Annotated in this window: 22 protein-coding genes; 12 read left to right on the top strand and 10 right to left on the bottom strand. The window is 62.6% G+C overall.

All coding sequences use genetic code 11. The features are described 5' to 3' along the window. Positions 1–13: 13 nt before the first annotated feature. Entirely contained in the window at positions 14–310 is a 297-nt protein-coding gene (eif1A, locus tag V5N12_RS03115) for a translation initiation factor eIF-1A (protein ID WP_332897694.1), read from the bottom strand. A gap of 111 nt (positions 311–421) precedes the next feature. Here eif1A and V5N12_RS03110 point away from each other — a divergent pair, with 111 nt between their 5' ends. Both V5N12_RS03110 and V5N12_RS03105 read left to right on the top strand, forming a co-directional pair. Continuing rightward, positions 422–1,483: a zinc-dependent alcohol dehydrogenase family protein gene (locus V5N12_RS03110; RefSeq protein ID WP_332897693.1), complete on the top strand. Its 1,062-nt coding sequence runs from the start codon at positions 422–424 to the stop codon at positions 1,481–1,483. A gap of 45 nt (positions 1,484–1,528) precedes the next feature. Further along, positions 1,529–1,717 carry a DUF7470 family protein gene (locus V5N12_RS03105; RefSeq protein ID WP_332897692.1) on the top strand — a complete coding sequence of 63 codons (189 nt, stop codon included), beginning with the start codon at positions 1,529–1,531 and terminating at the stop codon, positions 1,715–1,717. On the opposite strand, the gene V5N12_RS03100 is transcribed toward V5N12_RS03105, so the two are convergent. After that, positions 1,714–1,944: a hypothetical protein gene (locus V5N12_RS03100; protein ID WP_332897691.1), complete on the bottom strand. Its 231-nt coding sequence runs from the start codon at positions 1,942–1,944 to the stop codon at positions 1,714–1,716. The genes V5N12_RS03105 and V5N12_RS03100 overlap by 4 nt on opposite strands. Before the next feature lie 127 nt (positions 1,945–2,071). Here V5N12_RS03100 and V5N12_RS03095 point away from each other — a divergent pair, with 127 nt between their 5' ends. Continuing rightward, complete coding sequence (locus V5N12_RS03095; RefSeq protein ID WP_332897690.1) at positions 2,072–3,733, top strand: bacterio-opsin activator domain-containing protein; 1,662 nt, start codon at positions 2,072–2,074, stop codon at positions 3,731–3,733. Positions 3,734–3,950: 217 nt separating this feature from the next. Here the strand turns inward: V5N12_RS03095 and V5N12_RS03090 are convergent, their stop codons facing one another. From V5N12_RS03090 to rnz, 3 genes are read right to left on the bottom strand one after another with little or no spacing between them, the layout of a single operon-like run. Next, entirely contained in the window at positions 3,951–5,924 is a 1,974-nt protein-coding gene (locus V5N12_RS03090; protein WP_332897689.1) for a DUF460 domain-containing protein, read from the bottom strand. 48 nt (positions 5,925–5,972) lie between these two features. Beyond that, positions 5,973–7,148: an MFS transporter gene (locus V5N12_RS03085; protein WP_332897688.1), complete on the bottom strand. Its 1,176-nt coding sequence runs from the start codon at positions 7,146–7,148 to the stop codon at positions 5,973–5,975. Further along, the gene (gene rnz / locus V5N12_RS03080; RefSeq protein WP_332897687.1) at positions 7,141–8,061 is read right to left on the bottom strand and encodes a ribonuclease Z; all 921 of its coding nucleotides are present in this window, start codon (positions 8,059–8,061) and stop codon (positions 7,141–7,143) included. The genes V5N12_RS03085 and rnz overlap by 8 nt, the downstream gene beginning before the upstream one ends. Before the next feature lie 155 nt (positions 8,062–8,216). Here rnz and V5N12_RS03075 point away from each other — a divergent pair, with 155 nt between their 5' ends. Beyond that, a complete protein-coding gene (locus V5N12_RS03075; protein ID WP_332897686.1) occupies positions 8,217–9,353 on the top strand; it encodes a DUF4382 domain-containing protein in 1,137 nt (378 codons plus the stop codon). 39 nt (positions 9,354–9,392) lie between these two features. Continuing rightward, the gene (locus V5N12_RS03070; protein WP_332897685.1) at positions 9,393–10,391 is read left to right on the top strand and encodes an AAA family ATPase; all 999 of its coding nucleotides are present in this window, start codon (positions 9,393–9,395) and stop codon (positions 10,389–10,391) included. Positions 10,392–10,520: 129 nt separating this feature from the next. Here the strand turns inward: V5N12_RS03070 and V5N12_RS03065 are convergent, their stop codons facing one another. Further along, entirely contained in the window at positions 10,521–11,738 is a 1,218-nt protein-coding gene (locus V5N12_RS03065; RefSeq protein WP_332897684.1) for an MFS transporter, read from the bottom strand. Positions 11,739–12,116: 378 nt separating this feature from the next. Here V5N12_RS03065 and V5N12_RS03060 point away from each other — a divergent pair, with 378 nt between their 5' ends. After that, the gene (locus V5N12_RS03060; RefSeq protein WP_332897683.1) at positions 12,117–13,259 is read left to right on the top strand and encodes a D-glucuronyl C5-epimerase family protein; all 1,143 of its coding nucleotides are present in this window, start codon (positions 12,117–12,119) and stop codon (positions 13,257–13,259) included. On the opposite strand, the gene V5N12_RS03055 is transcribed toward V5N12_RS03060, so the two are convergent. Continuing rightward, positions 13,226–14,230, bottom strand: a complete 1,005-nt coding sequence (locus V5N12_RS03055; RefSeq protein WP_332897682.1) for a THUMP domain-containing protein — start codon at positions 14,228–14,230, stop codon at positions 13,226–13,228. The two genes, V5N12_RS03060 and V5N12_RS03055, sit on opposite strands and share 34 nt — an antisense overlap. Positions 14,231–14,341: 111 nt before the next feature. On the opposite strand from V5N12_RS03055, the gene V5N12_RS03050 reads away from it, so the two are divergent. Both V5N12_RS03050 and V5N12_RS03045 read left to right on the top strand, forming a co-directional pair. Beyond that, complete coding sequence (locus V5N12_RS03050; protein WP_332897681.1) at positions 14,342–14,902, top strand: TATA-box-binding protein; 561 nt, start codon at positions 14,342–14,344, stop codon at positions 14,900–14,902. A 42-nt stretch (positions 14,903–14,944) separates the two neighbouring features. Further along, entirely contained in the window at positions 14,945–15,319 is a 375-nt protein-coding gene (locus V5N12_RS03045) for a DUF7473 family protein (protein ID WP_332897680.1), read from the top strand. On the opposite strand, the gene hisG is transcribed toward V5N12_RS03045, so the two are convergent. Then, positions 15,320–16,168 (bottom strand): ATP phosphoribosyltransferase, encoded by an 849-nt coding sequence (gene hisG, locus V5N12_RS03040; RefSeq protein WP_332897679.1) that lies wholly within the window; start codon positions 16,166–16,168, stop codon positions 15,320–15,322. Positions 16,169–16,256: 88 nt separating this feature from the next. On the opposite strand from hisG, the gene V5N12_RS03035 reads away from it, so the two are divergent. The 3 genes from V5N12_RS03035 (at position 16,257) to V5N12_RS03025 (ending at position 19,923) form a co-directional block, all read left to right on the top strand. After that, complete coding sequence (locus V5N12_RS03035; RefSeq protein ID WP_332897678.1) at positions 16,257–17,543, top strand: amidohydrolase; 1,287 nt, start codon at positions 16,257–16,259, stop codon at positions 17,541–17,543. Between the two features lie 215 nt (positions 17,544–17,758). After that, positions 17,759–18,508, top strand: coding sequence for a hypothetical protein (locus V5N12_RS03030; RefSeq protein WP_332897677.1), 750 nt, complete (start codon positions 17,759–17,761; stop codon positions 18,506–18,508). A gap of 128 nt (positions 18,509–18,636) precedes the next feature. Next, positions 18,637–19,923 (top strand): adenosylhomocysteinase, encoded by a 1,287-nt coding sequence (locus V5N12_RS03025; protein ID WP_332897676.1) that lies wholly within the window; start codon positions 18,637–18,639, stop codon positions 19,921–19,923. Positions 19,924–19,933: 10 nt separating this feature from the next. Here V5N12_RS03025 and V5N12_RS03020 read toward each other — a convergent pair whose 3' ends face one another. Further along, a complete protein-coding gene (locus V5N12_RS03020; RefSeq protein WP_332897675.1) occupies positions 19,934–20,746 on the bottom strand; it encodes a formate/nitrite transporter family protein in 813 nt (270 codons plus the stop codon). A 115-nt stretch (positions 20,747–20,861) separates the two neighbouring features. Between V5N12_RS03020 and hjc the strand changes: the two genes are divergently transcribed. Next, on the top strand, positions 20,862–21,299 hold the full coding sequence (gene hjc, locus V5N12_RS03015; RefSeq protein WP_332897674.1) for a Holliday junction resolvase Hjc: 438 nt from the start codon (positions 20,862–20,864) through the stop codon (positions 21,297–21,299). Here the strand turns inward: hjc and V5N12_RS03010 are convergent. Next, positions 21,296–21,967 carry an SWIM zinc finger family protein gene (locus V5N12_RS03010; RefSeq protein WP_332897673.1) on the bottom strand — a complete coding sequence of 224 codons (672 nt, stop codon included), beginning with the start codon at positions 21,965–21,967 and terminating at the stop codon, positions 21,296–21,298. The two genes, hjc and V5N12_RS03010, sit on opposite strands and share 4 nt — an antisense overlap.

Below are 21,967 nucleotides of genomic sequence, written 5' to 3'. Positions count from 1 at the left end.
AAGCGATGGCACTTCACGCGGTGATGTGGCCTTCGCGGCGCAACTGGTCTGCTTCCTGCTTTTTGAACCGCCAGACGATGTCTGCTTTCTCGTCTTGCCAGTCCCACGGTTCGACGATGACCACGTCATCCTCTCGAATCCAGACGCGCTTTCGCATCCGACCGGGGATGCGGGCGGTGCGTTCGACCCCGTCCATGCACTGCACTTTCACCCGGTTCGCGCCGAGCATGTCCGTGACGACCGCGAACACCTCACCGTCATCGGGCATCCGCAGGTTCTTCCTGCCCTCATTGCTCTCGTTCTCGCTCATGGGGGCCTGTTTATCGGGAGGGCATTTAAGATTTGCAACCTCGACCGGGCGATGACACCGCTGACTGCCGTCTCCCGCACACTTAACCGCGCGTTTAGTGAACTGGTACCAATGCGCGCAGTAGTGTTTCAGGGTGCGGGGGAACCGCTCACCGTAGAGGACGTACCGGAACCAGAATGCCAGCCACACGGCATCGTCGTCGAGACGGAGGCGTGTGGCATCTGTCGCTCGGACTGGCACGCTTGGCAGGGCGACTGGGACTGGGTGGGCGTGAAACCGAAACCCGGTCAGATTTTTGGCCACGAACCCGTTGGCATCGTCCGCGAGGTCGGTGCGGACGTGACGCGATTCGAGGAAGGCGACCGCGTCACCACGCCGTTCAACCTCTCTGATGGAACCTGTCCGCACTGTCGGGCGGGGCGGGCGAACATCTGTGAGAACATCGTCCCGCTCGGCTTCGTCGGCATCGCACAGGGTGCGTTCGCAGGGCAGTTCGCGCTCCCCGACGCAGACCACAACGCCGTCCGCCTCCCCGACGACGTCGACCCCGTTTCGGTCGCGGCGCTCGGTTGTCGGTTCGCCACTGCCTTCCACGGTCTCGCCCACCGCGTCTCAGTAAACGCCGGCGACTGGGTCGCCGTCCACGGCTGTGGCGGCGTTGGCCTCTCGGCGGTCCACATCGCCGCCGCGCTCGGCGCGACCGTCGTGGCCGTGGACATCGGGGAGTCCAAACTCGACAAGGCCCGTGAGCTGGGCGCACACGAGACCGTGAACGCCACCGAGGTCGATTCGGTCACCCGCGAAATAAAGCGCCTCACGGGCGGCGGGGCGAACGTCTCGGTCGACGCGCTCGGCATCGAAGAGACGTGCCAGAACTCGGTGAACTGCCTCGTGAAAGGCGGCCAGCACCTCCAAATCGGGCTGACGACGAGCGACGAACAGGGCGAAATCGCACTCCCGATAGACGCCATCGCCATGGGCGAAAAAGAGATCTACGGCGCGTTCGGGATGCAGCCAAACCGCTACGACGAAATCTTCCGCATGATTGCAAACGGGAGCCTCGACCCCGGCAAAATCGTCTCGGAGACGGTTTCGCTCGATGCCGTCCCCGAGAAGCTCGCGGCCTTATCGGACTTCGAGTCGGTCGGCATTCCGGTCGTCAACGAGTTCTGAGCCGCCATCATCGCACTTAAGCGTCCGCGCCGAAAGTCCCGGAGTATGTTGGACAAACTCGGTACCGCAGGCCTCGTTGGCCTCGTCGTGCTGGTCGCCGGACTCGGTGTGATTGCCGTTGCAGACCCGCTTATCGCCGCCGGACTCGCGCTCGTGCTCGTCGGCGTTGGGCTCGTCGCAAAAGGACTCGTCTCGGGGCTGCTCTCTGCGTTCGGGATGGGCGGGATGTTCTAGTTGCGCGAGAGCAGATACGCGAACAGCCCGGCCGTGCCGGTCATCACGTTGAGCAAGAACAGCGTGCCCACAAACGCCCCCCAGTACGACGCGCGCTTTTTCCCGCTTCGTTGTGCGTCTCTGTAGACACACGACCCGGCAAGCACCGCTAACACCGCGTTAAAGATAAGGAAGAGAACCAGCAACACCCCCAAATCGGGACCACCAGCGAGGGCGAACGAAACCATATTTCTCAATCGTTGCACAACTGGTAAAAGCTTGCTGGCCCTTTAGATAGCGTCTGAGACTGTGTTCAGTGTTGATGTATCGTCACCTGCACAGACTTTATCAGCCTCCCTTGCACAACGTTAGCTAGTGGCGCGCGAAACCGACGCCGCCCAGTCGGAAGCGATTACGTCGACGATTCTCGAAACCAGTCCGGTTGGCATCGCCGTCTTCGATGGCGATGCGACAATCGTTCGCGTAAACGACCGTCTCGCAGACCTGCTTGGCGCGGCAAAGGACAAAATCGTCGCGAAAATCACCCGGCTCGAAGAGTGGCCCGTGTACGACGAGACGAGAACCCACGTCCCGAAAGCAGACCTCCCGATTCGGCGGGTGATTCTCACCGGGAAGCCACTCTACAACCAAGAGTACCAAATCCCCCGGAGCGACGGCGAGTGGCTGTGGTGTTCGCTGAACGCTGCCCCGATTTTTGACGACGACGGGTCGGTCGCGTTCGTCGTCGTCTCGGTCGAAAACATCACCGAGCGAAAGGAGCGTGAACAAGCGCTCATCGAGCAGCACGCGGAGCTACAGACGGTCAATCAGATTAACAGCGTTATCAGAGACATCAACCACTCGCTCGTCGGGGCGACGACGCAGGAGGAGATCGAAACCGCCGTCTGTGACTGTATCGCCGCCTCAGACCTCTATACGTTCGCGTGGATTGGCGTGCGACACGCGAGCGGCATGGGGGTGGTTCCGCGAGCGAGCGCAGGCGTCGATGATGCCTACTACGACACGCTGAAATCGCTCGCCCGAAACAGCCCCGAAGACGCAGAGCAGTGGCCCTCGGCGAAGGTGTTCACAACGGGGACGTACTACCTCGCAGACAACGTTTCGAAGATGACGGCCATTCCCGAGTCAATCCAACACCAGTCACTGCACCTCGGTGGCACGTCGTCGGTGGCAATCCCGCTGGTGTACGACACGACGGTGTACGCCGTGTTGGTCATCTCGACCGACCGCGAGGATGCGTTCACCACCGGAGAACTCGACGTGCTCTCCGAACTCGGCGAGACGATTGGCTACGCCATCAACGCCAGCCAAGCACGGCGGCTGTTGTTCACCGATTCGGTCATCGAACTCGAATTCGAAATCACAGACGAAAACGCCGTGTTCGCAAAGCTCGCGCGCGAAGCGCCGTGTCACATCGAGATACACCAACTCGTGACTCGCAACGACGGCGGACTCGTCCTCTACTGTGAGGTGAGCGGTGCGCCAGCCGACAGAGTAGAGCAGACCGCGCGCGCGTTTCCCGAGGTCACAACACTGAGACGCATCCGCGAAGACAACGGGACGGCCCTGTTCGAGTTCAACGTGTCGGCCCCGTCTGCGACCAAGTCGCTCATGGACCTCGGCGGGCAGATTACGCGCACGGTGTCAGAAGACGGAGTGACCCGTATCGTCGTCGAGTTCGCGCCCGAAGCAGACATCCACGCCGCCGTCCACGCGGTGTCTGATATCTACCCGAACGCCACGCTCACCGCAAAACGCGAGCGTAACCGTCCCGTCGAGACCACCCGCGAGTACAGGCACAAACTCAACGAGCAACTGACCGACCGCCAGCGCGACGCACTCAGCGCTGCCTACCACGCGGGCTACTTCGACTGGCCACGTGGTTCGACCGCAGAGGAAATCGCCGCGTCGATGGGCATATCCTCTGCAACGTTCCACCAACACCTGAGAGCGGCCCAACGAAAGCGGTTATCGGCGTTTTTCGACAGGGATGGCGGAGGGAACCTACACACATAGGTATCACCTTTGTTCGGGTGCGCGCGTAACAGACAACTGCCTCTCCGGGAAGAGGTGTCTCTAACAGGGTGTAAAGTGGGGTAGGGGGGAGGGGCCGTTTCCGGCACCTAATGCCACTCCAACGTGGAAAAATGCCACACTGTTGGAAGTAGCATGGATACATAGGGGAGTGGATGGGTTAAACGTGCCCCTAGTTGACAACAGTTTTTAATAATTTCTAGTCACTCTCACCGTGGCCAGCACGATGCTCGCTGATGAGGCGGTCTATCATCGCCTCTTGTTGCTCTTTCTGGCGTTTTTCTGCGCGCGTTTCCCACGCCTCGATGACGGCATTCACGTCATTTTCGCGCGCCACAGCGAGGTCGTCTATCTCTTGAATCGTAACGTTTGTCGAATCTCCGACAGGAATATTGTGGGCGAACAACACCGCTTCAGCGGCATCGGAAAGCGTCCCGTGTTTGAGGACGACGCGTGGCTCGGTTGCGGCGAGCGCTTCCGCGGTACTCCGGCCCGCCCCGCTCGCATCTCTGAGATAAATCACGTCGTCTTTCGCCAGTCCGTAGCGGTCTTTCGTCTCCGAAATTGCACCTTTCGTGAACTGTGAGAGGGGTTTGACCGAGACGAGGTCGGTGTCGCCCGCGACGTCTGCAAGATTCGAGTGGTCGATGCGCCAGAGGTCTTTGAGCCGTTCGAGTTTGTCAGCGAGTTCTTCGTTCGTCGATTTTTGTGCGGCGAGTTCGCGCTTCAAACGCTCGTTATCGCGTTCGACGCGGGTGATTTCGCGGCGCTCGCGTGCCTCTTTTCGCTCCTCGCGGCGGGCCTGTGACAGCTCAGTTTCGTACTCGGTGAGACGCTCGTTTTTCGTTGCAATCGTCTCACGAAGGTCTTCGACGTGCGATTGGAGCCGACCGACTTGTGCTTCGAGGCGTTTGATACGCTTTTCTTCGCGCGTCAATTCGCGCTCTGTGTGTTCCGTCTGCTCCTCTTCCGGGTCGTCGTCTGCCAGTAAGTCGTCCAACACGGCTTCGACGGTTTCGCCACCGGCGAGCACACGGGCGGTCACCTCGCCGCGGTCTACAGGCGCGGGGACTTTCTGCGCGATGCGGTCGAACTGGTCTTCGTGGGCGTCGTAGGCGAACAGCGCCGCGGCCATCGCGTCACGTTCGTGGTCGTTGTCGTAGCCCTCCTCGCGGGTGCGGTGTTGTTTTTCATCGACGGGCAAATCGCTCGTCGGTTCCCATGCCGCCGCGGTGAAACTGCGACGGAACTTCTCGACGGTCTCTGGCATCGGCGTCACGTCCGCGGCGACGAGAATCGGTCGGCCGCGCTCGATAATCCACTCGATAACCGCCGCCGTATCTGCGGTGCGCGTAGAGAGCACGTCGAGCACTTCGCCGTCTAAGCCGACGATGGCGACGCCGGTGGTGGTCCCGGGGTCGATGCCCACGAGGACGTGGTCGCGGCGCTGTGCGAGCGGGCGAAACTCGATGCCGTCGCGGCGCTCGCGCTCCATTTCGACGCGCACGTCACCGGAGCGGTGGGTCGTCACTGGAATCTCTGCGGGACGGCCCTCGACCGTGAAAATAGCCCTTGAATAGCCACCGTACTTCTCGGTCACGGCTTTCTCGAAGTCGAGGCCAACGTCTTTGAGCGTGGCTTCGACTTCGCGAGTACGGGTTCTAACCGCGCCGTGAATCCGCCGTGTAAAGCGGTCTTCGCTCCAGCCGCCTTTGCCGGTCGAGCGCCCGCGTGAGACCTTGATTCTCGTCGTGTTCGTGAACGCAGACACCTCGTAGCCGACGTTCGCAGCGGCGAGTCGGGCCGCCGCTTCTGCTTCCTGCATCGGGTCTTTGCCGTAGGGGACGCCGTGGCGCGAGGCGACCCTCGAAAGGGGTTCGGGGCGTTCGTCGCCGGTCACCTGCACGAGTTTCGTCTCGCTCGGGAGTTCGCGCAGAAAGTGGACGAGGGCGTCCTTGTCCGCGGCGAGTTCGTACATGTTGTCGGTGGCGACGATGGCCGGTTGGTCGTGCTGGATGAGCCGACGAAGCTTGCGGAAGGTGACGACATCGCGGTCGAGTGACTCGCCGGTGAAGGCAACGAGGGCGAAGGAAGGCGCGTCACCCCGGATGTCGCCGCTTTGCACGTCAACCCCGAAAATCAGGGCGTCGAGGGCACTCGTTCGAGTACTCACACGGTCGGTTAGGGCGCCTTGTTACTTAAACTCACGGCGGCACCCGCCTCAGGCGGTTTGTCTGACCACGCCGCCGAAGAAGAGGGCGGCGAGCAGGGCGAAGACGACGAGCACGCGCCACCCCGCAGCGTAGCCGTTCACGTCCGCGACGTAGCCGAACAAGGGCGGGATGACGAGCGCGCCGGAGTTGAGTGCGGTCTGCGCGCCCGCGGTGGCCGCCCCCACCTCGTCGGGCGCGACGAGCATCGTCACCGAGGCGTGGTACAGGCCCGTAAAGCCGAGGACGGAGAGGCCGAGCAGCGCGAACACGGCAATCGCGGTGAGGCGGGCGTCGGCCAGCGGAAGGACGAAAAACAGCGCCGCAGAGCAGAGTGCGAGGACGACCATGATGAGTGCGCTCCCGCGCACCGACTCCCCCGGGAGCCGGTCTGCGAGGCCGCCAAAGGCGATTCTTCCCGTACTCCCCATCACTTGGACGAGCGCGAGAGTGAGCCCCGCAACGCCCACCGAAATCGAGATGGATTCGGTGAGGTAGGGCACGAGGTAGCCCGTCATCGTGAACAGCGTCGCGGCGAGGAACACCCCGCCCACGATGAGCAGAACGTAGGCGCGGTTGCCCGCGAGGCCGCGCACGTCCGGGATGGCGAGTGCGCCCGTTCCAGCGCTCCCGTCGCGGTAGCCCTGTGAGAATGCGGCGGTGACGAGAAAAGCGAGGCCGGCGGCGACGTAAAATCCCGCATCCCACGGCACGCCAGCGCGGGCGGCGAGGCCGGTGACGACGAGCGCGCTCGCACCTGCGCCGGCGGAGACGCCGACCTGTTTGATGCCGAGAGCGAGGTTGCGCTTTGAGTTTGGCACTTTCTCGACGATGGCGCGGTTGGTCGAGGGCATCGCGGTCGCGTAGGCCGCGCCGAGGGCGAACACCGCGCCCAGCAAAAAGGCAAACGAGGAGGCGAGGGTGACCCCAAGGACGCCGAAGGCGAGCGCGACGAGCCCCGCGGTCATGACGCGTTTTTCGCCAAGGCCATCGACGGCCGCACCCATCGGGAACAGAAAGAGGGTGTAGCCGAGGGTGAGCGTCGAGACGACCAGGCCGAGCGAGAATTTCGAGAGGCTGAATCCGGATTGGATGAGGCCCGTCGCGGCGAACACGCTGTAGTAGCAGACGCTCGCGGCGACCTGCCACGCGAGAATGACGGCGACGGTGCGCCGGGTATCAGTCATCCGGGTAAGGGACATCGACGGTTTGGCCGTCGTGAGGGACGAACACGTCACCATCGAACGCGGCAACAGCATCCGAATGGATGAGCCCCGCGTTGCCGGCATACCGCGAGGAGATGTGCGTCAGCGCGAGGCGTTTGACGCCCGCTTTTTTCGCCACTTCGCCCGCTTCGGTACCCGTCGAGTGGCCCGTCTCGCGGGCGCGGCCTGCGCGCTCGTCGTCGAACGTCGCGTCGTGGATGAGCAGGTCTGCGTCGGTGGCCGCCTCGATGACCGCTGGGGAAGGACGGGTGTCGCCGGTGTAGACGAAGCGGCGGCCGGGTCGTGGCTTGCCCACGACTTGCTCGGGTTCGACGACGGTTCCGTCCTCGAGTTCCACAGGGTTACCGGCGTGAAGTTCTTGAAAAAGTGGACCGACGGGGACGCCGAGTGCCTCTGCTTTTTCGCGGTTGAATCGGCCTTTGCGGTCTTCTTCGACCAGCGCGTAGCCGACCGACGTGGTTCGGTGGTCGGTTTCGAAGGTTCGAACCTCGTAATCCTCGCCTGCGTAGGCGACTTCGTCGGGTTCGACTTCGTTGATGTGGACGGGGTAGGAGGGGCGTGCGCCCGTCGCTTCGACGAGATTCCGGATTTCGCGGCGGGTGCCGGTTGGCGTGTGAATCATGAGCGGGTCGTCGCGCCCGTTGAAGTCCCACGTCTGGACGAGGCCGGGAATTCCGAGGACGTGGTCGCCGTGGAGGTGCGTGACGAACAGGTGGGAGACGGCGAACCCGGTTCCAAAGCGCATCATCTGTCGCTGGGTGCCTTCGGCGGCATCGAACAGCAGTCGCTCGCCTTCGCGGTTGACCATCAGCGCACTGGGATTGCGCTCGGTGGTCGGCACCGCCCCGCTCGTTCCGAGAAACGTCACGCGCATTGCCCGAATTTGGGCGATGGAGGATTAAACGCGCTTCGGAAACAGCCTGCGACCCGTCGAACTGTTCATCGGTAAAACCGACCGACGTGAACCGATTGAAACGGTTGGGAACGAAAGATGGTTCTTATCCCGCAGGAATACTACGAAAGAAGCGTATGTCACAGAAACTGATTGGTTCGCTGCTCATGGCCGCCCTGCTCGTCCTCGCAGGGTGTACCGGCGGGATGGGACCGACAGACGAGACAACGACGGCGAGCGGCGGCGACGCCGCGACGACGGGAACGGTAAACTTCTACATTTCTGACCAAGAGAACGCCATCGGCGATTTCGAACACCTGAACGTCACGGTCGATGCGGTGTCGTTCCGCAAAGCCGGTGGCGACGAGGAGACGGAAACGACTACCACGGCGACGACAGCCGAGGAGACGACCGCGAGCGAAACGGCGACCGAGACGACGGCGCAAACGACCGCCGAAACGACGGTGACCCAAACCACCGCCGAGGAAGCCGCACTTCAAGACAACGAAACGGAGACCGAGGAGACGGCGACGATGACCGAGGCGGAAAATGAGACTGAAGCCGAATCCGAGAGCGACGACGGCTGGGAAACCTACGACGTTGACGCGAAAACGTTCGACCTGACGCAGTTGCAGGGCGAAAACGCAGAGAAGCTCTCCGAGTTCGACCTCGAGGCGGGCACGTACACCGAGGTACGCCTCCACATCTCAGACGTGAACGGAACGCTCACCGACGGCGAGAAAGTGAACGTGAAACTCCCGAGCAACACGCTCAAAATCAAATCCGAGTTCACGGTTGACGCGGAGTCAGAGACCGACTTCGTCTACGACATCACGGTCCACTCTGCGGGCAACAGCGGGAAGTACGTCATCAAGCCGGTCGTGAGCGAATCCGGCGCGAACATTCCGTACACCGACATCGGCGCGAAGGACGATGAGGAAGCCGACGCCGAAGAAGACGACGAGGGTGAGGAATCTGACGACGCAGACGACCTCTCCGTCGAGTTTGTCGGCGAAGTCGTCGCAAACGAGAACGCGACCGTGAAAGTCACGCAGGCGGGCGAACCCGTCGCGGACGCAAACGTGACCGTGAACGGCGAAGTAGTCGGAACCACGGATGAGGACGGAACGCTCACCTTCAGCGCACCCGCCGAAGGCGACGTGGAGGTGAAAGCCGTCTCCGGCGAGGCAGAAGGCGAAGCGGAAGTCTCGCTTTCGGCGGCGGCAAACGCCTCGGCGAACGGCAACGGACAGGGCACCGAGACGGCCGCATAACCGACCGATTCTTACCCCCGCCGTTCCTTTCTTGCACTAATGGACGGGCCGCTGTGGACCGATACGCACGCGCCAACGCTTTCTGAGCTCCCCCAGCCGGAGGTACGCGACTACCTCACGCGAGCGGTGGACGAACCGCTCAATCTCGTCCTCCACGGGCCACAGGGAAGCGGAAAAACCGCCGCCGTGCGCGCACTCGCCGCGGCCGCACATGACGACCCGGATAACGACTTGGTCGAAATCAACGTCGCTGACTTCTTCAACCGAACCAAGAAAGAAATCACGAACGACCCGCGCTTCGAGCACTTCCTGACCGGGAAAAGCGACCTCCCAAAGCGCGACATGATAAACCACGTCCTCAAGGAATCGGCGAGTTACGCGCCGGTGTCGGGGAACTACAAAACCATCCTCCTCGACAACGCAGAAGCCATCCGCGAGGACTTCCAGCAGGCGCTGCGCCGGGTGATGGAGCGCCACCACGCGACGACGCAGTTCGTCATCACGACGCGCCAACCCACCAAGTTGATTCCGCCCATCAAATCGCGGTGTTTCCCGGTTCCCGTGCGCGCACCGACCGCCAAAGAGTCCGCGGAAGTGCTCCAGCGCATCGTTGACGCAGAGGAAGTTGACCACGACGACGACGGCATCCAGTACCTCGCGGGCTACGGTGGGGGCGACTTACGAAAAGCAATTTTGGGGGCGCAAACCACCTACGAGGACGCGGGCGAAATCACGATGCAAACCGCCTACGAGACCCTCGGTGACATCGGCAACAAAGAACAGGTCGAGACGATGGTTGCAAAGGCCGAGAAACGCCAGTTCACCGACGCGCGAAAGATTCTCGACGACCTGCTCGTAGACGAAGGCTACAGCGGCGGCGAGGTGTTACAGGATATTCTATCGGTGGCGCGCTCGCGCTACAGCGGCGAGAACCTCGCACACCTCCACGAGATTGCAGGCGAGATTGATATGGATTTGGCAGAGGGGACGAGCGACCGGATTCACATTTCGCACCTACTCGCTGAGTTGGGTCGATAAGAATCCTGTTGCGATGAGCGACCGGATTCACATTTCGCACCTACTCGCTGAGTTGGGTCGATAAGAATCCTGTTGCGATGAGCGACCGGATTCACATTTCGCACCTACTCGCTGAGTTGGGTCGGTAAGCTATTTTCGGCCGCCAGCAAGCCGCTCAGCCTCCGGGCGCATCCGCAATCTGAGCATCGAGAGCGTCCCGATCGCGGGGCCGATAGCGAGCGGGGCAAACGCCCACTGCCAGCCAACGAACTCCACGAGAATCGGGATGAGTTGAATCGAGACAATCGTGAGCAGGAAGCCGATTGCGGTTTGGAGCGTGAGCGCCGTGCCGACGTAGCTGCCTTCTGCGAGTTCGGTGATTGACACCGAGAACTGCGCTGAATCGGCGATGACGGCGAACCCCCAGAGCAAGACAAACGGGGTCAGAATCCAGAGCGGTGCGCCGAAGACGAACCCCGCGGTGAGACAGCTCAGCCCGCTCACTGTCATGCTGGCGCTCGTGATGGTAGTTCGGCCGAGGCGGTCTGCGGCGAGGCCAGCGAAGAGCGCGCCAAACCCGCCAACGGCGATGGTGGCGAAAGCGAGCAGGCCGGCGGTTTGCGCGGTTCCGGGCGTCCCGGCGGCGAGGCTGGCGACGAGGAAGACGGGAATCCACGTCCAGACGGCGTAGAGTTCCCACATGTGGCCGAAGTAGCCGCCGTTTGCGAGCAGGGTCGGGCGGTCGCGGAGGATGCGCACCGTCGCTCGCGGGTCGAACGGCGCGGCGGGCGACTGGTAGGGGCCTTCGGTCACGAACAGCGCCATGGCCGCACCGACGAGGGCGACGCCCGCCGCGCCGAACAAGACGGCGCGTGGGTTGCCAACGCCGCCGATGACGCGAATGAGGTGGGGGAGCGCAGAGCCGACAGTGATTGCGCCGACGAGGACGCCCACGGCCATGCCGCGGCCCGCGCGAAACCATCCGGCGAGCAGTTTCATGCCGGGCGGGTAGACGCCTGCGAGCACCATCCCGGTGAGAAAGCGGAGCGCGACGGCGGGGAGAAGCGAGGAGACGAGCGTGGCGATGGCGGCGGTCGCGCCCGCCCCGACAAGCGCCGACCCGGCGATGAGGTATTTTGGAGGAATCACGTCCGAGAGGGTGAAAATCGCAGAGAGCAGCGCTCCGGCGACGAAGCCGAGTTGGACGGAGGTGGTGAGCCACGCCGATTCACTCGGCGTCAACCCCCACTCGGTGGCGAGTTCGGGGGCGGCCGCCGTCGCGGAGAACCACAGCGACATGATGAGTAACTCGGCGAGTGCGATGAGGAAGAGGGCACGCCACCGGCCAGCGGACGCGGCGTCAGACATTATTCAAAGAGATGACAGACACCGGCTAAAGCGTTGCTCGGATGGGTGGGGTATCGACACGAAATGTGACCTTCAAATCGAGAGTTTTGGACCGGCGACCGGCGACGAGTGTGACGCACACCCACATTCCAGTTCAACTTGACGAAAATGCAAAACCGCCCGTAGTCACGCGATTTTAGTGACACTAGTACAGTGACCTCTCCGATTAGTGGACGTAAATGTTGACCAAAAAACATTTACAGCGACTGTCTGTCACAGTGGAGTGAATGCTACGACACGACCGGCGAACCTCCCTCCGGGTTCTCGGTTCCCTGGTGGGGGGTCGAGATACTTCAGGACTGTTGACAGCAATGGGAACGAGGAGCGTGAACAGACGCGATGGGTAAGCGGCCACCCAGTAACCGCCTCACGACTTCCCGGCGGCGGTTGCTCGCACTCGCGGGCGCATTCGGCCTCGCCGGGTGTTCGCAGTTACCCCCCAACAGCGACGACTCGGGGGCGACCACCGCCAGAACCACGACCACCGAGCCGACAGAGACACAGACCACGGAGACGCAGACGACCACCGAGTCGCCGGAACCAACCCACGAAGCGCTGGTTGGCGAGGTCCCCATCCAGCGAACCGAACACACCTACCGTGAGTTACCGTACGAAAAGCGACCGCAGTTTTTCGGCGCATTCCGCGATTCACCGCCGGAATGTCGGACTTCACCGGACGCCCTCGACAGCGTGCCGAACCTCATTCCGGCCACGGTGGACGGCGAAACCGGCCACTTCCCGCTGCGAACGACGCGCTGGCTGCTTCGGCTGCTGCACTGCTATCGTACCGAGGGCGACGCGGCATATCTCGAAAAGGCAGAAGAGATGTCACAGGCGCTCGTTGACGACGCCGCCGTTGGCGAAAACGACGGCCTGTACTTCTCCTATCGCCTCGACAAAGCAGGGTCGAGCGCCGAGCTGAAAGCGCCGTGGTACTCCGGCATGTGCCAGGGCGTGGGCCTCTCTGCGTACACCTACTTCCACGAACTCACCGGCGACGAGAAGTACAAGAGACTCGCACAGCGCGTCTTCCAGACGTTCAAGTCCGTCAAACGCACCACCGACGGCCCGTGGACGACGATGGTCGATTCAGATGGATATTATTGGGTCGAGGAGTACCCCTTTGAGCCGCCAACGCACGTCTTGAATGGCTATTGCATCGGTATCTGGGGGCTGTACGACTACTGGCTGCACACGAAATCCGCAGAGGCGAAACGTCTGCTCGACGCGAGCGTCACGACCATCCAACAGTACGCAGAAAACCTGCGCGTGCCCGGTGAGGTGAGCTACTATGGCTTAGACGGTCACCGACGCTGGGAACTCGGCCAGACAGAGCGGTACCCAGACCCGTATCGGGGCAACGACTACTACCACGGCGTCCACCTCATCCAGCTCGGTAAGTTGTACCAGATAACGGATGATGACTACTTCAGAGAAGTGCGCGAACTCTACGAGTCGGACGACCCCGGCGACATGTCCTGAGGAGAGAGGACGAGGATGTGGCGCGTGAGCGTCCCGTGGACGTAGCGCTTGAAGGCGTGGGTGACCTCCCAGCCCGCCGCACGGGCGGCTTCGGCCCACGGGCGGTCTGCGACGAGGACGCATTTGCTCCCGACGCGGCGGGCTTCACTGAGCGCGCCTTCGACGAGTGTTTCGAGGTCGAGGTTGGCGATTTTCGACTGGCGACCGTACGGTGCGTCGAACACCACGCCGTCTGCAACGTCGTCCCGGAGCGCGAGGGCGGTTGCGTCCCCGCGTATCACGCCGAAGTCGGCGTCGTCGGGGAGGAGCGCTCCGAGATTTTCCTCAGTGCCTCGCACCATCTTCCACTGGGCGTCGTTACCGATGGCGCGCGCCCCGATGAGTCCAGCTTCGAGCAAGACGCCGCCGGTGCCACACATCGGGTCGACGATGGTTCGACCGGGGCCGCCACCGGCGATGTTGACGAGGGCGCGGGCGAGCAGGGGTGCCATCGACCCGGGCTGGAAGAAGGGGCGATTGGTCGGATTCCGGTCACCAAAGTCGCGGACGCTCGCGGCCGCCTCCCAGCCGAGGGCGCACACGTCGTCTGCGAACAGCGCGCGAAGCGTGTGGTCTGGGTCGTCTAAATCGACGCTGAAGCCGCGTTCGACGAGCACGCTGCCGAGTTCGCGCTCTGCTTGCTGCGTCGAGACGTTCGCGGTGCGCTGGATGTTGCGGGCGCGGACGGCGACGCTCCCCTCACGGTCGAATGTGGCAGCAGAAAGGAGGGTGCGAGCGCTTCCGATGGAGGCGTCGGTGTGGCCAACGAGTTCGCTTGCGCGGTGGGTGTAGGCGAGTCGGGAGACGGAATCGGGGTCGATACTGCCACAGCGAGCGAGGCCGGTGGCCATCACAGAGACGCTCGTGGCGGCGCTTTCGGCCTCGCAGGCAGCGAAGGCGTGGTCTTCGCCGCCGAGTTCCAGGACGTACACAGTCCGCACTCTGAAACCTCGAACAAAGAGCGTATCGGTTAAATACGCCGGAACCTGTCGGAATCGGGCACCAACATTTATAAACCTTAAATACAAGTTTTTAAACGAAATATGACTGACCCCAAGGAGACTATTAATATCGAGAACGTCGTTGCCTCCACAGGCATCGGTCAGGAACTCGACCTTCAGTCTGTCGCAATGGACCTTGAGGGGGCGGACTACGACCCCGAGCAGTTCCCCGGTCTCGTCTACCGTACGCAGAACCCGAAATCTGCCGCACTCATCTTCCGCTCCGGCAAAATCGTCTGCACTGGCGCGAAGAGTACCGACGACGTCCACGAGAGCCTGAACATCGTGTTCGACAAGCTCCGTGAACTCAACATTGACGTCGACGAAGACCCGGAAATCGTCGTCCAGAACATCGTCACGAGCGCCGACCTCGGGCGCAACCTCAACCTGAACGCAATCGCCATCGGCCTCGGCTTAGAGAACATCGAGTACGAACCAGAGCAGTTCCCGGGCCTCGTCTACCGCATTGACGAACCGAAAGTCGTCGCCCTTCTCTTTGGCTCCGGCAAACTCGTCATCACCGGCGGGAAACAGCCCGTCGACGCAGAGCACGCCGTCGACAAAATTGTCTCGCGGCTGGAAGAACTCGGCCTGCTCGAGTAACTTTCGCCACACACAAGCCTTTTCGAGCACTCAACACCCAGTATGGACTCTACCGCATTGCAGGTCACTCCCGCAGAAGGCGGCCTGCTCGCGGTCGCCGGAACGTTCGTCCTTGGGGCGCTTTTTTACGCACTCACGGCGCACATCGCCGCCCGCTACGTCCTCGGAGACGTGCCCGTCACCCGCGCGCTCATGGTCGGGCCCGTGCCCGCACTCGTGACGATTCTGCTCCAACAGTACCCCGTCGCGGTGATGCTCGTGATGGGTTTTCTCGCAGACTTCCTCGCCATTCGCTTCGTCTATCGCGTCAGGCTCAAAACGGGCGGCCTCATCACGGTCATCCACTACACCGTGACGGTGCTCATCGCGCTCGTCCTCGCAAACCTCTTGGCGCTGCTCAGTACCGCACCCGTCTGATTATTCGACAAGGCGTTCGATTTCGGTCACCAAAATCCCGGACGCACCGAGCTGTTTGACCTCGGTGATTGTCTCGAACACGTCGCGTTCGTCAACGACCACATGAACTGCGACGGCGTCGCCGCCCGCGATGTCCATGACCGTTGGCCCGCCGAGACCGGGGAGCGCCTCGCGGATGGCGTCTAGCTGGTCGCGCGGGACATTCATCATCAGATAGCGTTTGCCCTCCGCGTGTAACACGGAGTTGAGCGCGGTCTTGATTTGGCCCACCTTGGCGTCGTCAACCACGTCATCGCGGGCGAACAGCCGGACAGAGCTGTTCAGCACTTCGTCGAGGATGGCAAGCCGGTTGACGCGAAGCGTCGTCCCCGTCGAGGTGATGTCGATGATGGCATCGGCCATATCGACGTGCGGGGTGAGTTCGGTCGCGCCCGTGACCTCCACGATGTCAGGGTCGATGTCGCGTTCTGCGAAGTAGTTGCGCGCGATGTTCGGGAACTCGGTGGCGACGGTTTTCCCCTCCAAATCATAAATTTCCTCGATGTCGCCGTCTTCGGGCGCGGCGAGGACGAGGCGACACTGGCCGTAGCCGAGGTCTAAGAGGTCGGTGAGGTTCGTGACCCCGGATTCGTGTTTCTGGTCTAAGCCCGTGATGCCGATGTCTGCCGCGCCGTCTGCGACGTACTCGGGGATGTCTGCGGCGCGGACGAACAGAATCGTCACGTCGGGGTCGACCGTGCTGGCGTAGAGTTTGCGGTCTGCGCCGTCCACGACATGGAGCCCTGCGCGTTCGAGCAGGTCAATCGTCGGGTCGTGCAGTCGGCCTTTGTTCGGCACGGCGATGCGCATATGTTCGGGCGAAAGAGGCGAAGGGGCAACTGTGTTTCGTCCGTGACAGACCGGTGGCTTTTCGCCAGCCGACACAGAATCTCCGGCCATGACTACGCTCCAGATTACCGGCGGGAAGGTCCTCCTGCCGAACCTTTCGGTCGAAGCCGCAGACGTGCTCGTAGACAAAGACTCGGGCACGATTCTCGCCGTGGGTGACGTGGATGATGGCGACGAAACGCTCGACGCCTCGGGGTCACTCGTCATGCCGGGGCTCGTAAACGCCCACTGCCACGTTGCGATGACGCTCCTGCGTGGCTACGCCGACGACAAGCCGCTCGGAGAGTGGCTGCAAGAGGACATCTGGCCCGCAGAGGCCGAGTTGACGCCGGAAGACGTGCGCGCCGGAGCCGAGTTGGGTATCGTCGAGATGCTCAAAGCCGGTGTCACGACGTTCGGAGACATGTATTTCGAGGTTCCAGAGGTTGCCGCCGCCGTCGAGGAGTTGGGCGTCCGCGCCCGCATCGGTCACGGCATCGTCACGATTGGCAGAGATGAAGAGGCAGCATGGGACGACATCAACGAATCCTTCGACGTGGCCACCGCGTTCGACGGCGCGGCAGACGGCCGCATCAAGACGGCTGTGATGCCCCACAGCCTCACGACCGTGGGCGAGGAATACTACCGCGAGTTCATCCCGCAGGTGCGTGAGGCGGGCCTCTCCCTACACTACCACGCGAACGAGACGGTGAACGAGGTCGAGCCAATCGTCGAAGAACGCGGCGAACGCCCCATCGAGTACGCAGACGACCTCGGCATGCTGGAAGCAGACGACTTCTTCGCCCACGGCGTCCACGTCGATGAGACCGAAATTTCCGTACTCGCAGCCCGCGAAGCCGCTGTCGTCCACTGCCCGGCTTCGAACATGAAACTCGCGAGCGGAATGGCTCCCGTCCAGAAACTCCGCGACGCGGGCGTGACCGTCGCGCTCGGCACGGACGGCGCAGCCTCGAACAACGACTTAGACCTCTTCGATGAGATGCGCGACGCCGCGATGCTCGGCAAACTCGCCGCACAGGATGCGAGCGCCGTGCCTGCAGAAGCCGTCGTGGAGATGGCGACGCAAGGCGGCGCAGACGCGCTCGGCTTCGACGTGGGTCGCCTCGAGGAAGGGGCGAAAGCCGACATCGCCGTCGTGGACTTCGACGCGCCACACCTGACGCCCGCCCACGACTACGTGAGCCACCTCGCCTACGCAGTCCGCGGGTCTGACGTGCGCCACACCGTCTGTGACGGACGGGTGCTCATGCGCGACCGTGACGTACTCGTCGCAGACGAAGACGCCATTCGTGAGCGCGCTGCCGACGCCGCCCATGCACTCGTAGAGCGAGTCTAAGTTCCGCCACGTTTCCGAATTGTTGGATTTTTATCGTGAGTCAAGGACAGTATGTGTCCGAAGACACAACATTCGAGATAAACGTCTAGAGTCGTTTTTGAACCGTTAAACCCTATTTGAGTGGCTATTTTTTCTCGAGTGAACTGAAAGAACCACATAAAACTGAACTGAACAAAAATCTGTATTTATCCCTTTTCCAGAATATCACTGAATCGATGAGCTCGAAACCAAAGCTGTTCGCAGTCGCCGCCGTCCTGGTAATGCTGCTCGCCACCGTCGGCCCGGTGGCTGCGTTCGCCGGAGACGACACCGCCGGAAACGACTCGATGTCGACGGCGGGTAACGACGCACCGCTCGCCATCCACGTGAGCGAGACCGAAGACGACGCCACCGTCACGGTGACCGACGGCACAGAGCCGGTCGCGGACGCGACCGTGAACGTCACCTCCCTCGGTGATGCCAGCTACGCGGGCGAAGGTAGCTACACGACCGACGAGAACGGCACGGTGACCCTCGCAACCCCGGACGAGGCAGTCGAAGTCGAACTCGTCGCCACCGCGAACGGCGAGAACGCGACGGTGACCACCGTCCTCGGTGACTGGGAACCGACGTACGATGACGATGCTCCATTCGGCCAGCACGTCTCTCGGTTCGTCCACCACCTGTTAGACCGCGACGACCTTGACGACGACAAACCGTTCGGCCAGATGGTGCGCGAGTTCGTCCACGACCAGAAAGACAAGGCGAACGACCGCGCTGCGAAACACGACCAAGCAGATAGCACCGACGACCGCGACGACAAATCCGACCGTGCTGACCGCGACGACGACCGCAGCGACAAGCGCGCAGACAACGCCCGCGACAACGAAGACAAGCGACCCGACCACGCTGGCCCGAAAGACAAACAGGACAAGGGTGCTGACGACAGCGACGAAGACGACGAAGAGACCGAAGAAAGCGACTGAAAACACACTCACTCAGAGGCCCCCGCTCCCGCCGTGGGAGCTCCCACACCCCGATTTTCACCCACCAATTTTCAGGCACGGTAGTCGAGTTCGGTAGCGTTTTCACCCGCCTGTACAATTCTTCGCCCATGAGTGAAGCCTATCCGCCAGTGAGCGAGCATCTCGACGACGTCGAGACCGCTCGCGCTGAGGGACGCCGCAAGATGGACTGGGCGCTCCAGCACATGCCGATTCTCCAGGCGCTCCGCGAGACGTACGAAGCCGAAAAGCCGTTTGCCGGACACGTCATCGGGATGGCGATGCACGTCGAAGCGAAAACCGCGAACCTCGTCGAACTGCTCGCCCTCGGCGGCGCGGAAGTCGCCATCACGGGCTGCAACCCGCTCTCGACGCACAACGACGTGAGCGCCGCGCTCGACGCGAACGACAACATCACCTCCTACGCCGTCCGCGGCGTCGACAGCGACGAGTACTACGACGCCATCGAGGCCGTCATCGCCCACGAGCCGACCATCACCGTTGACGATGGTATGGACATGGTCGCCGCCATCCACGAGAGCCACCCCGAACTCATCGACACCATCATCGGCGGCGCAGAGGAGACGACCACGGGCGTCCACCGCCTGCGCGCGATGGACCGCGACGGCGAACTCAAGTACCCCGTCTTCGCCGTGAACGACACGCCGATGAAGCGCCTGTTCGACAACATCCACGGCACCGGCGAGTCCAGTTTGGCGACCATCGCCATGACGACGAACCTCTCGTACGCCGGCAAAACCGTCGTCGTCGCCGGCTACGGCTACTGTGGCAAGGGTGTGGCGAAGAAAGCGGCTGGCCAGAACGCCCACGTCGTCGTCACGGAAGTCGACCCACGCCGCGCGCTCGAAGCCCACATGGAGGGCTACGAGGTGCGGCCAATGGCCGACGCCGCAGAAATCGGTGACGTGTTCATCACGACTACCGGCAACCGCGATGTCATCACCCGCGAGCACTTCGAAGTCATGAAAGACGGTGTCTTGCTCGCAAACGCGGGCCACTTCGACGTCGAAATCAATCTCGACCAGCTCGACGACCTCGCAGCGAACGTCTACGAGGCACGTGACGGTGTCATGGCCTACGAAATGGCCGACGGGCGCGACCTGAACGTCCTCGCCGAAGGTCGCCTCGTCAACCTCGCAAGCCCAATCGCACTCGGCCACCCGGTCGAAGTGATGGACCAGAGCTTCGGCGTGCAGGCTGTCGTGGTCGAAGAACTCGTCGCAAACTCGGACAGCTACGACGCTGGTGTCCACGAGGTTCCAGACGAACTCGACCGCCGCGTCGCAGAAATCAAACTCGAAGCAGAAGGCATCGACTTCGACGCGCTCTCAGAGGCCCAAGCCGACTATCTCGGTAGCTGGGACCACGGAACGTAGGGTCACGACGCTATTTTGCGCCACGGACGACGTGGCCGTATTTCAGCAGTGAGACGAACACAGCGCCGCCGATAGCGTTGCCCACCGTTGCGAGCACGAGGAAGTGCAGGTAGTCGAGGACCCCGAGTTCGGGGACTAAAAACAGTCCCGCGAGCACTTCGACGTTGCCCGCGATGCTGTGGGGCAGTCCCGCCATCCCGATGGTAACGGTGACGAGCCAGACGAAAAAGACGCGGCTGATGGTCTCCTGGGCGGCGGCGACGAGCCACGAGAGCAGACCCATGAGCCAGCCAGCGAGAATCGCGGCGGTGAACAGCCCCCACGTCGAGTGTTCGGTGAGTTTCCCCGAAATCTCTACGAACGCGGCGGCGTCCGCGATACCGTAGGACGGCGCGGCGGTGACGGCGATGGCGGCGAACACGATGCCGCCGATGATGTTGCCAGCATACACGATGCCCCACAGGCGGCCGAGTTGGGCGAGCGTGGCATCACGGTTCAACACGGGCAACACGGCGAGGGTTGTGTGTTCGGTGAACAGCTCAGAGCGCCCGAGGACGACGAAGATGAAGCCCACGGCGTAGGCGTTTGCGAGCGCGAGGTGCAGGAGTGGCTCGCTCCACACGTCGCCCGCCATGGTGATGATGACGGCCATCAACAGCGGGCCAAAGCCGATGTCGAGACCCGCAGAGAGCGCGGAGAGAAACAACCCCGTGCGGGGCCGCGTGAGTTCGTTCAACCCCTCATCGATTTGCCGCGAGAGAATCGTCTTCGAGGAGGTTTGGGCCGTGACTGGTTCCTCGCCCGCGCTTGGTTCGCCACTCATGGTGCTACGCGCAGGTTCACCGATTGCCAGTAAAAGTCGTCTGGCCCCCAAGGTGGCCGACATCCCCGGCGGGTAGGGCCTTTTATACGTCCCCGGCGACCACTCTGAGCCACGAATGGCAAACTCCAACTCGAAGGGGAATCGGCGCGAGCGCGAACTCGTGAACCTCCTCGACGACGCCGGATTCGCGGTCATGCGCGCGCCCGCGAGCGGTGCGGCGACCACCCGCGAACTCCCCGACGTGCTCGCCGGCAACGGCGACGTGTTCTACGCGATCGAGGCGAAATCCTCCTCCGGGCGACCCATCTATCTCACGGGCGAAGAGGTCGAAGCCCTCGTGTACTTCTCGCAGAACTTCGGCGCGAAACCGCGCATCGCGGTGCGCTTTGACCGCGAGGACTGGTACTTTTTCCACCCCGCAGACCTCTACGTCACCGACGGCGGGAACTACCGCGTCAAAAAGGAGACGGCGCTCGCAGAAGGCGAAGACTTGGACGAACTGATTGGAAAATCAAAGAAGACGCGGCTGTCAGACCTGAGCGACGAGACCTAGGCCGCTTGCGCCACGTCCGGAGCCGACTCCGACGAGGCATCTACTTCTGCGGGTCGGGCGAGCCGCGAGTAGGGGAACGAGTACCGGCGCAGTCGGGTGCGTCGCAGGGTGTCACTGGGGTAGACGACTTCGACCACGAGGTCGGCTGCGTCGTAGCGGTGGTTGCCGGGATACCCGGCGACGGTCGTGTTCGCGGACGGAATCTCGACCTCATCCGCGCGGTCGGTCGTGACGCGATAGACGATGAGTCGGTCGCCCGTCTCACGGTCGGTCACGCGGTCACCGGCTTCGAGTTTGTGGTCACTGCAGAGGTACGGACGAGGCTCGCCCCGCCGGGCGACGACGCGGTCGCCACACACCGCACACTTGGTGGTGAACTTGCCCGGTGGGGGCACCCGGCCGAGGGTGATTTCGAGGGCGACGCGGCGCAAGTGCTTGCACTTTGCGTGTCTGAGTTCGTAATCCGGGCAGGAACACTCGTGGTGCGCGAGGTCAACGACGTACGTCGCACCGCTCTCGCTATCGACGGCGTAGCGTCCATCAGGAAGCTGTCGGACGGCCATGCGTTCCGTCCACGCACGCGCAGACCGGCGGTCCATCCGCGAGGTGTCCGGGGCGAGTGCGATTTTTCGTGCTGGTGACGCTGGTGTAGCTTGCAAAGGCGTCAT

The organism is Haladaptatus sp. CMSO5 (assembly GCF_036689885.1).
In the GTDB taxonomy this organism is placed as follows: Archaea; Halobacteriota; Halobacteria; order Halobacteriales; family Halococcaceae; genus QDMS2.
This window is presented reverse-complemented; position numbering and strand designations above follow the sequence as displayed.

Coding starts and splice junctions, on each gene's coding strand:
- V5N12_RS03070 (WP_332897685.1), top strand. CDS start 9,393: ATGGACGGGCCGCTGTGGACCGATACGCACGCGCCAACGCTTTCTGAG.
- hjc (WP_332897674.1), top strand. CDS start 20,862: ATGGCAAACTCCAACTCGAAGGGGAATCGGCGCGAGCGCGAACTCGTG.
- V5N12_RS03045 (WP_332897680.1), top strand. CDS start 14,945: ATGGACTCTACCGCATTGCAGGTCACTCCCGCAGAAGGCGGCCTGCTC.
- V5N12_RS03100 (WP_332897691.1), bottom strand. CDS start 1,944: ATGGTTTCGTTCGCCCTCGCTGGTGGTCCCGATTTGGGGGTGTTGCTG.
- eif1A (WP_332897694.1), bottom strand. CDS start 310: ATGAGCGAGAACGAGAGCAATGAGGGCAGGAAGAACCTGCGGATGCCC.
- V5N12_RS03035 (WP_332897678.1), top strand. CDS start 16,257: ATGACTACGCTCCAGATTACCGGCGGGAAGGTCCTCCTGCCGAACCTT.
- V5N12_RS03060 (WP_332897683.1), top strand. CDS start 12,117: ATGGGTAAGCGGCCACCCAGTAACCGCCTCACGACTTCCCGGCGGCGG.
- V5N12_RS03075 (WP_332897686.1), top strand. CDS start 8,217: ATGTCACAGAAACTGATTGGTTCGCTGCTCATGGCCGCCCTGCTCGTC.
- V5N12_RS03010 (WP_332897673.1), bottom strand. CDS start 21,967: ATGACGCCTTTGCAAGCTACACCAGCGTCACCAGCACGAAAAATCGCA.
- rnz (WP_332897687.1), bottom strand. CDS start 8,061: ATGCGCGTGACGTTTCTCGGAACGAGCGGGGCGGTGCCGACCACCGAG.
- V5N12_RS03020 (WP_332897675.1), bottom strand. CDS start 20,746: ATGAGTGGCGAACCAAGCGCGGGCGAGGAACCAGTCACGGCCCAAACC.
- hisG (WP_332897679.1), bottom strand. CDS start 16,168: ATGCGCATCGCCGTGCCGAACAAAGGCCGACTGCACGACCCGACGATT.
- V5N12_RS03105 (WP_332897692.1), top strand. CDS start 1,529: ATGTTGGACAAACTCGGTACCGCAGGCCTCGTTGGCCTCGTCGTGCTG.
- V5N12_RS03085 (WP_332897688.1), bottom strand. CDS start 7,148: ATGACTGATACCCGGCGCACCGTCGCCGTCATTCTCGCGTGGCAGGTC.
- V5N12_RS03065 (WP_332897684.1), bottom strand. CDS start 11,738: ATGTCTGACGCCGCGTCCGCTGGCCGGTGGCGTGCCCTCTTCCTCATC.
- V5N12_RS03030 (WP_332897677.1), top strand. CDS start 17,759: ATGAGCTCGAAACCAAAGCTGTTCGCAGTCGCCGCCGTCCTGGTAATG.
- V5N12_RS03110 (WP_332897693.1), top strand. CDS start 422: ATGCGCGCAGTAGTGTTTCAGGGTGCGGGGGAACCGCTCACCGTAGAG.
- V5N12_RS03050 (WP_332897681.1), top strand. CDS start 14,342: ATGACTGACCCCAAGGAGACTATTAATATCGAGAACGTCGTTGCCTCC.
- V5N12_RS03025 (WP_332897676.1), top strand. CDS start 18,637: ATGAGTGAAGCCTATCCGCCAGTGAGCGAGCATCTCGACGACGTCGAG.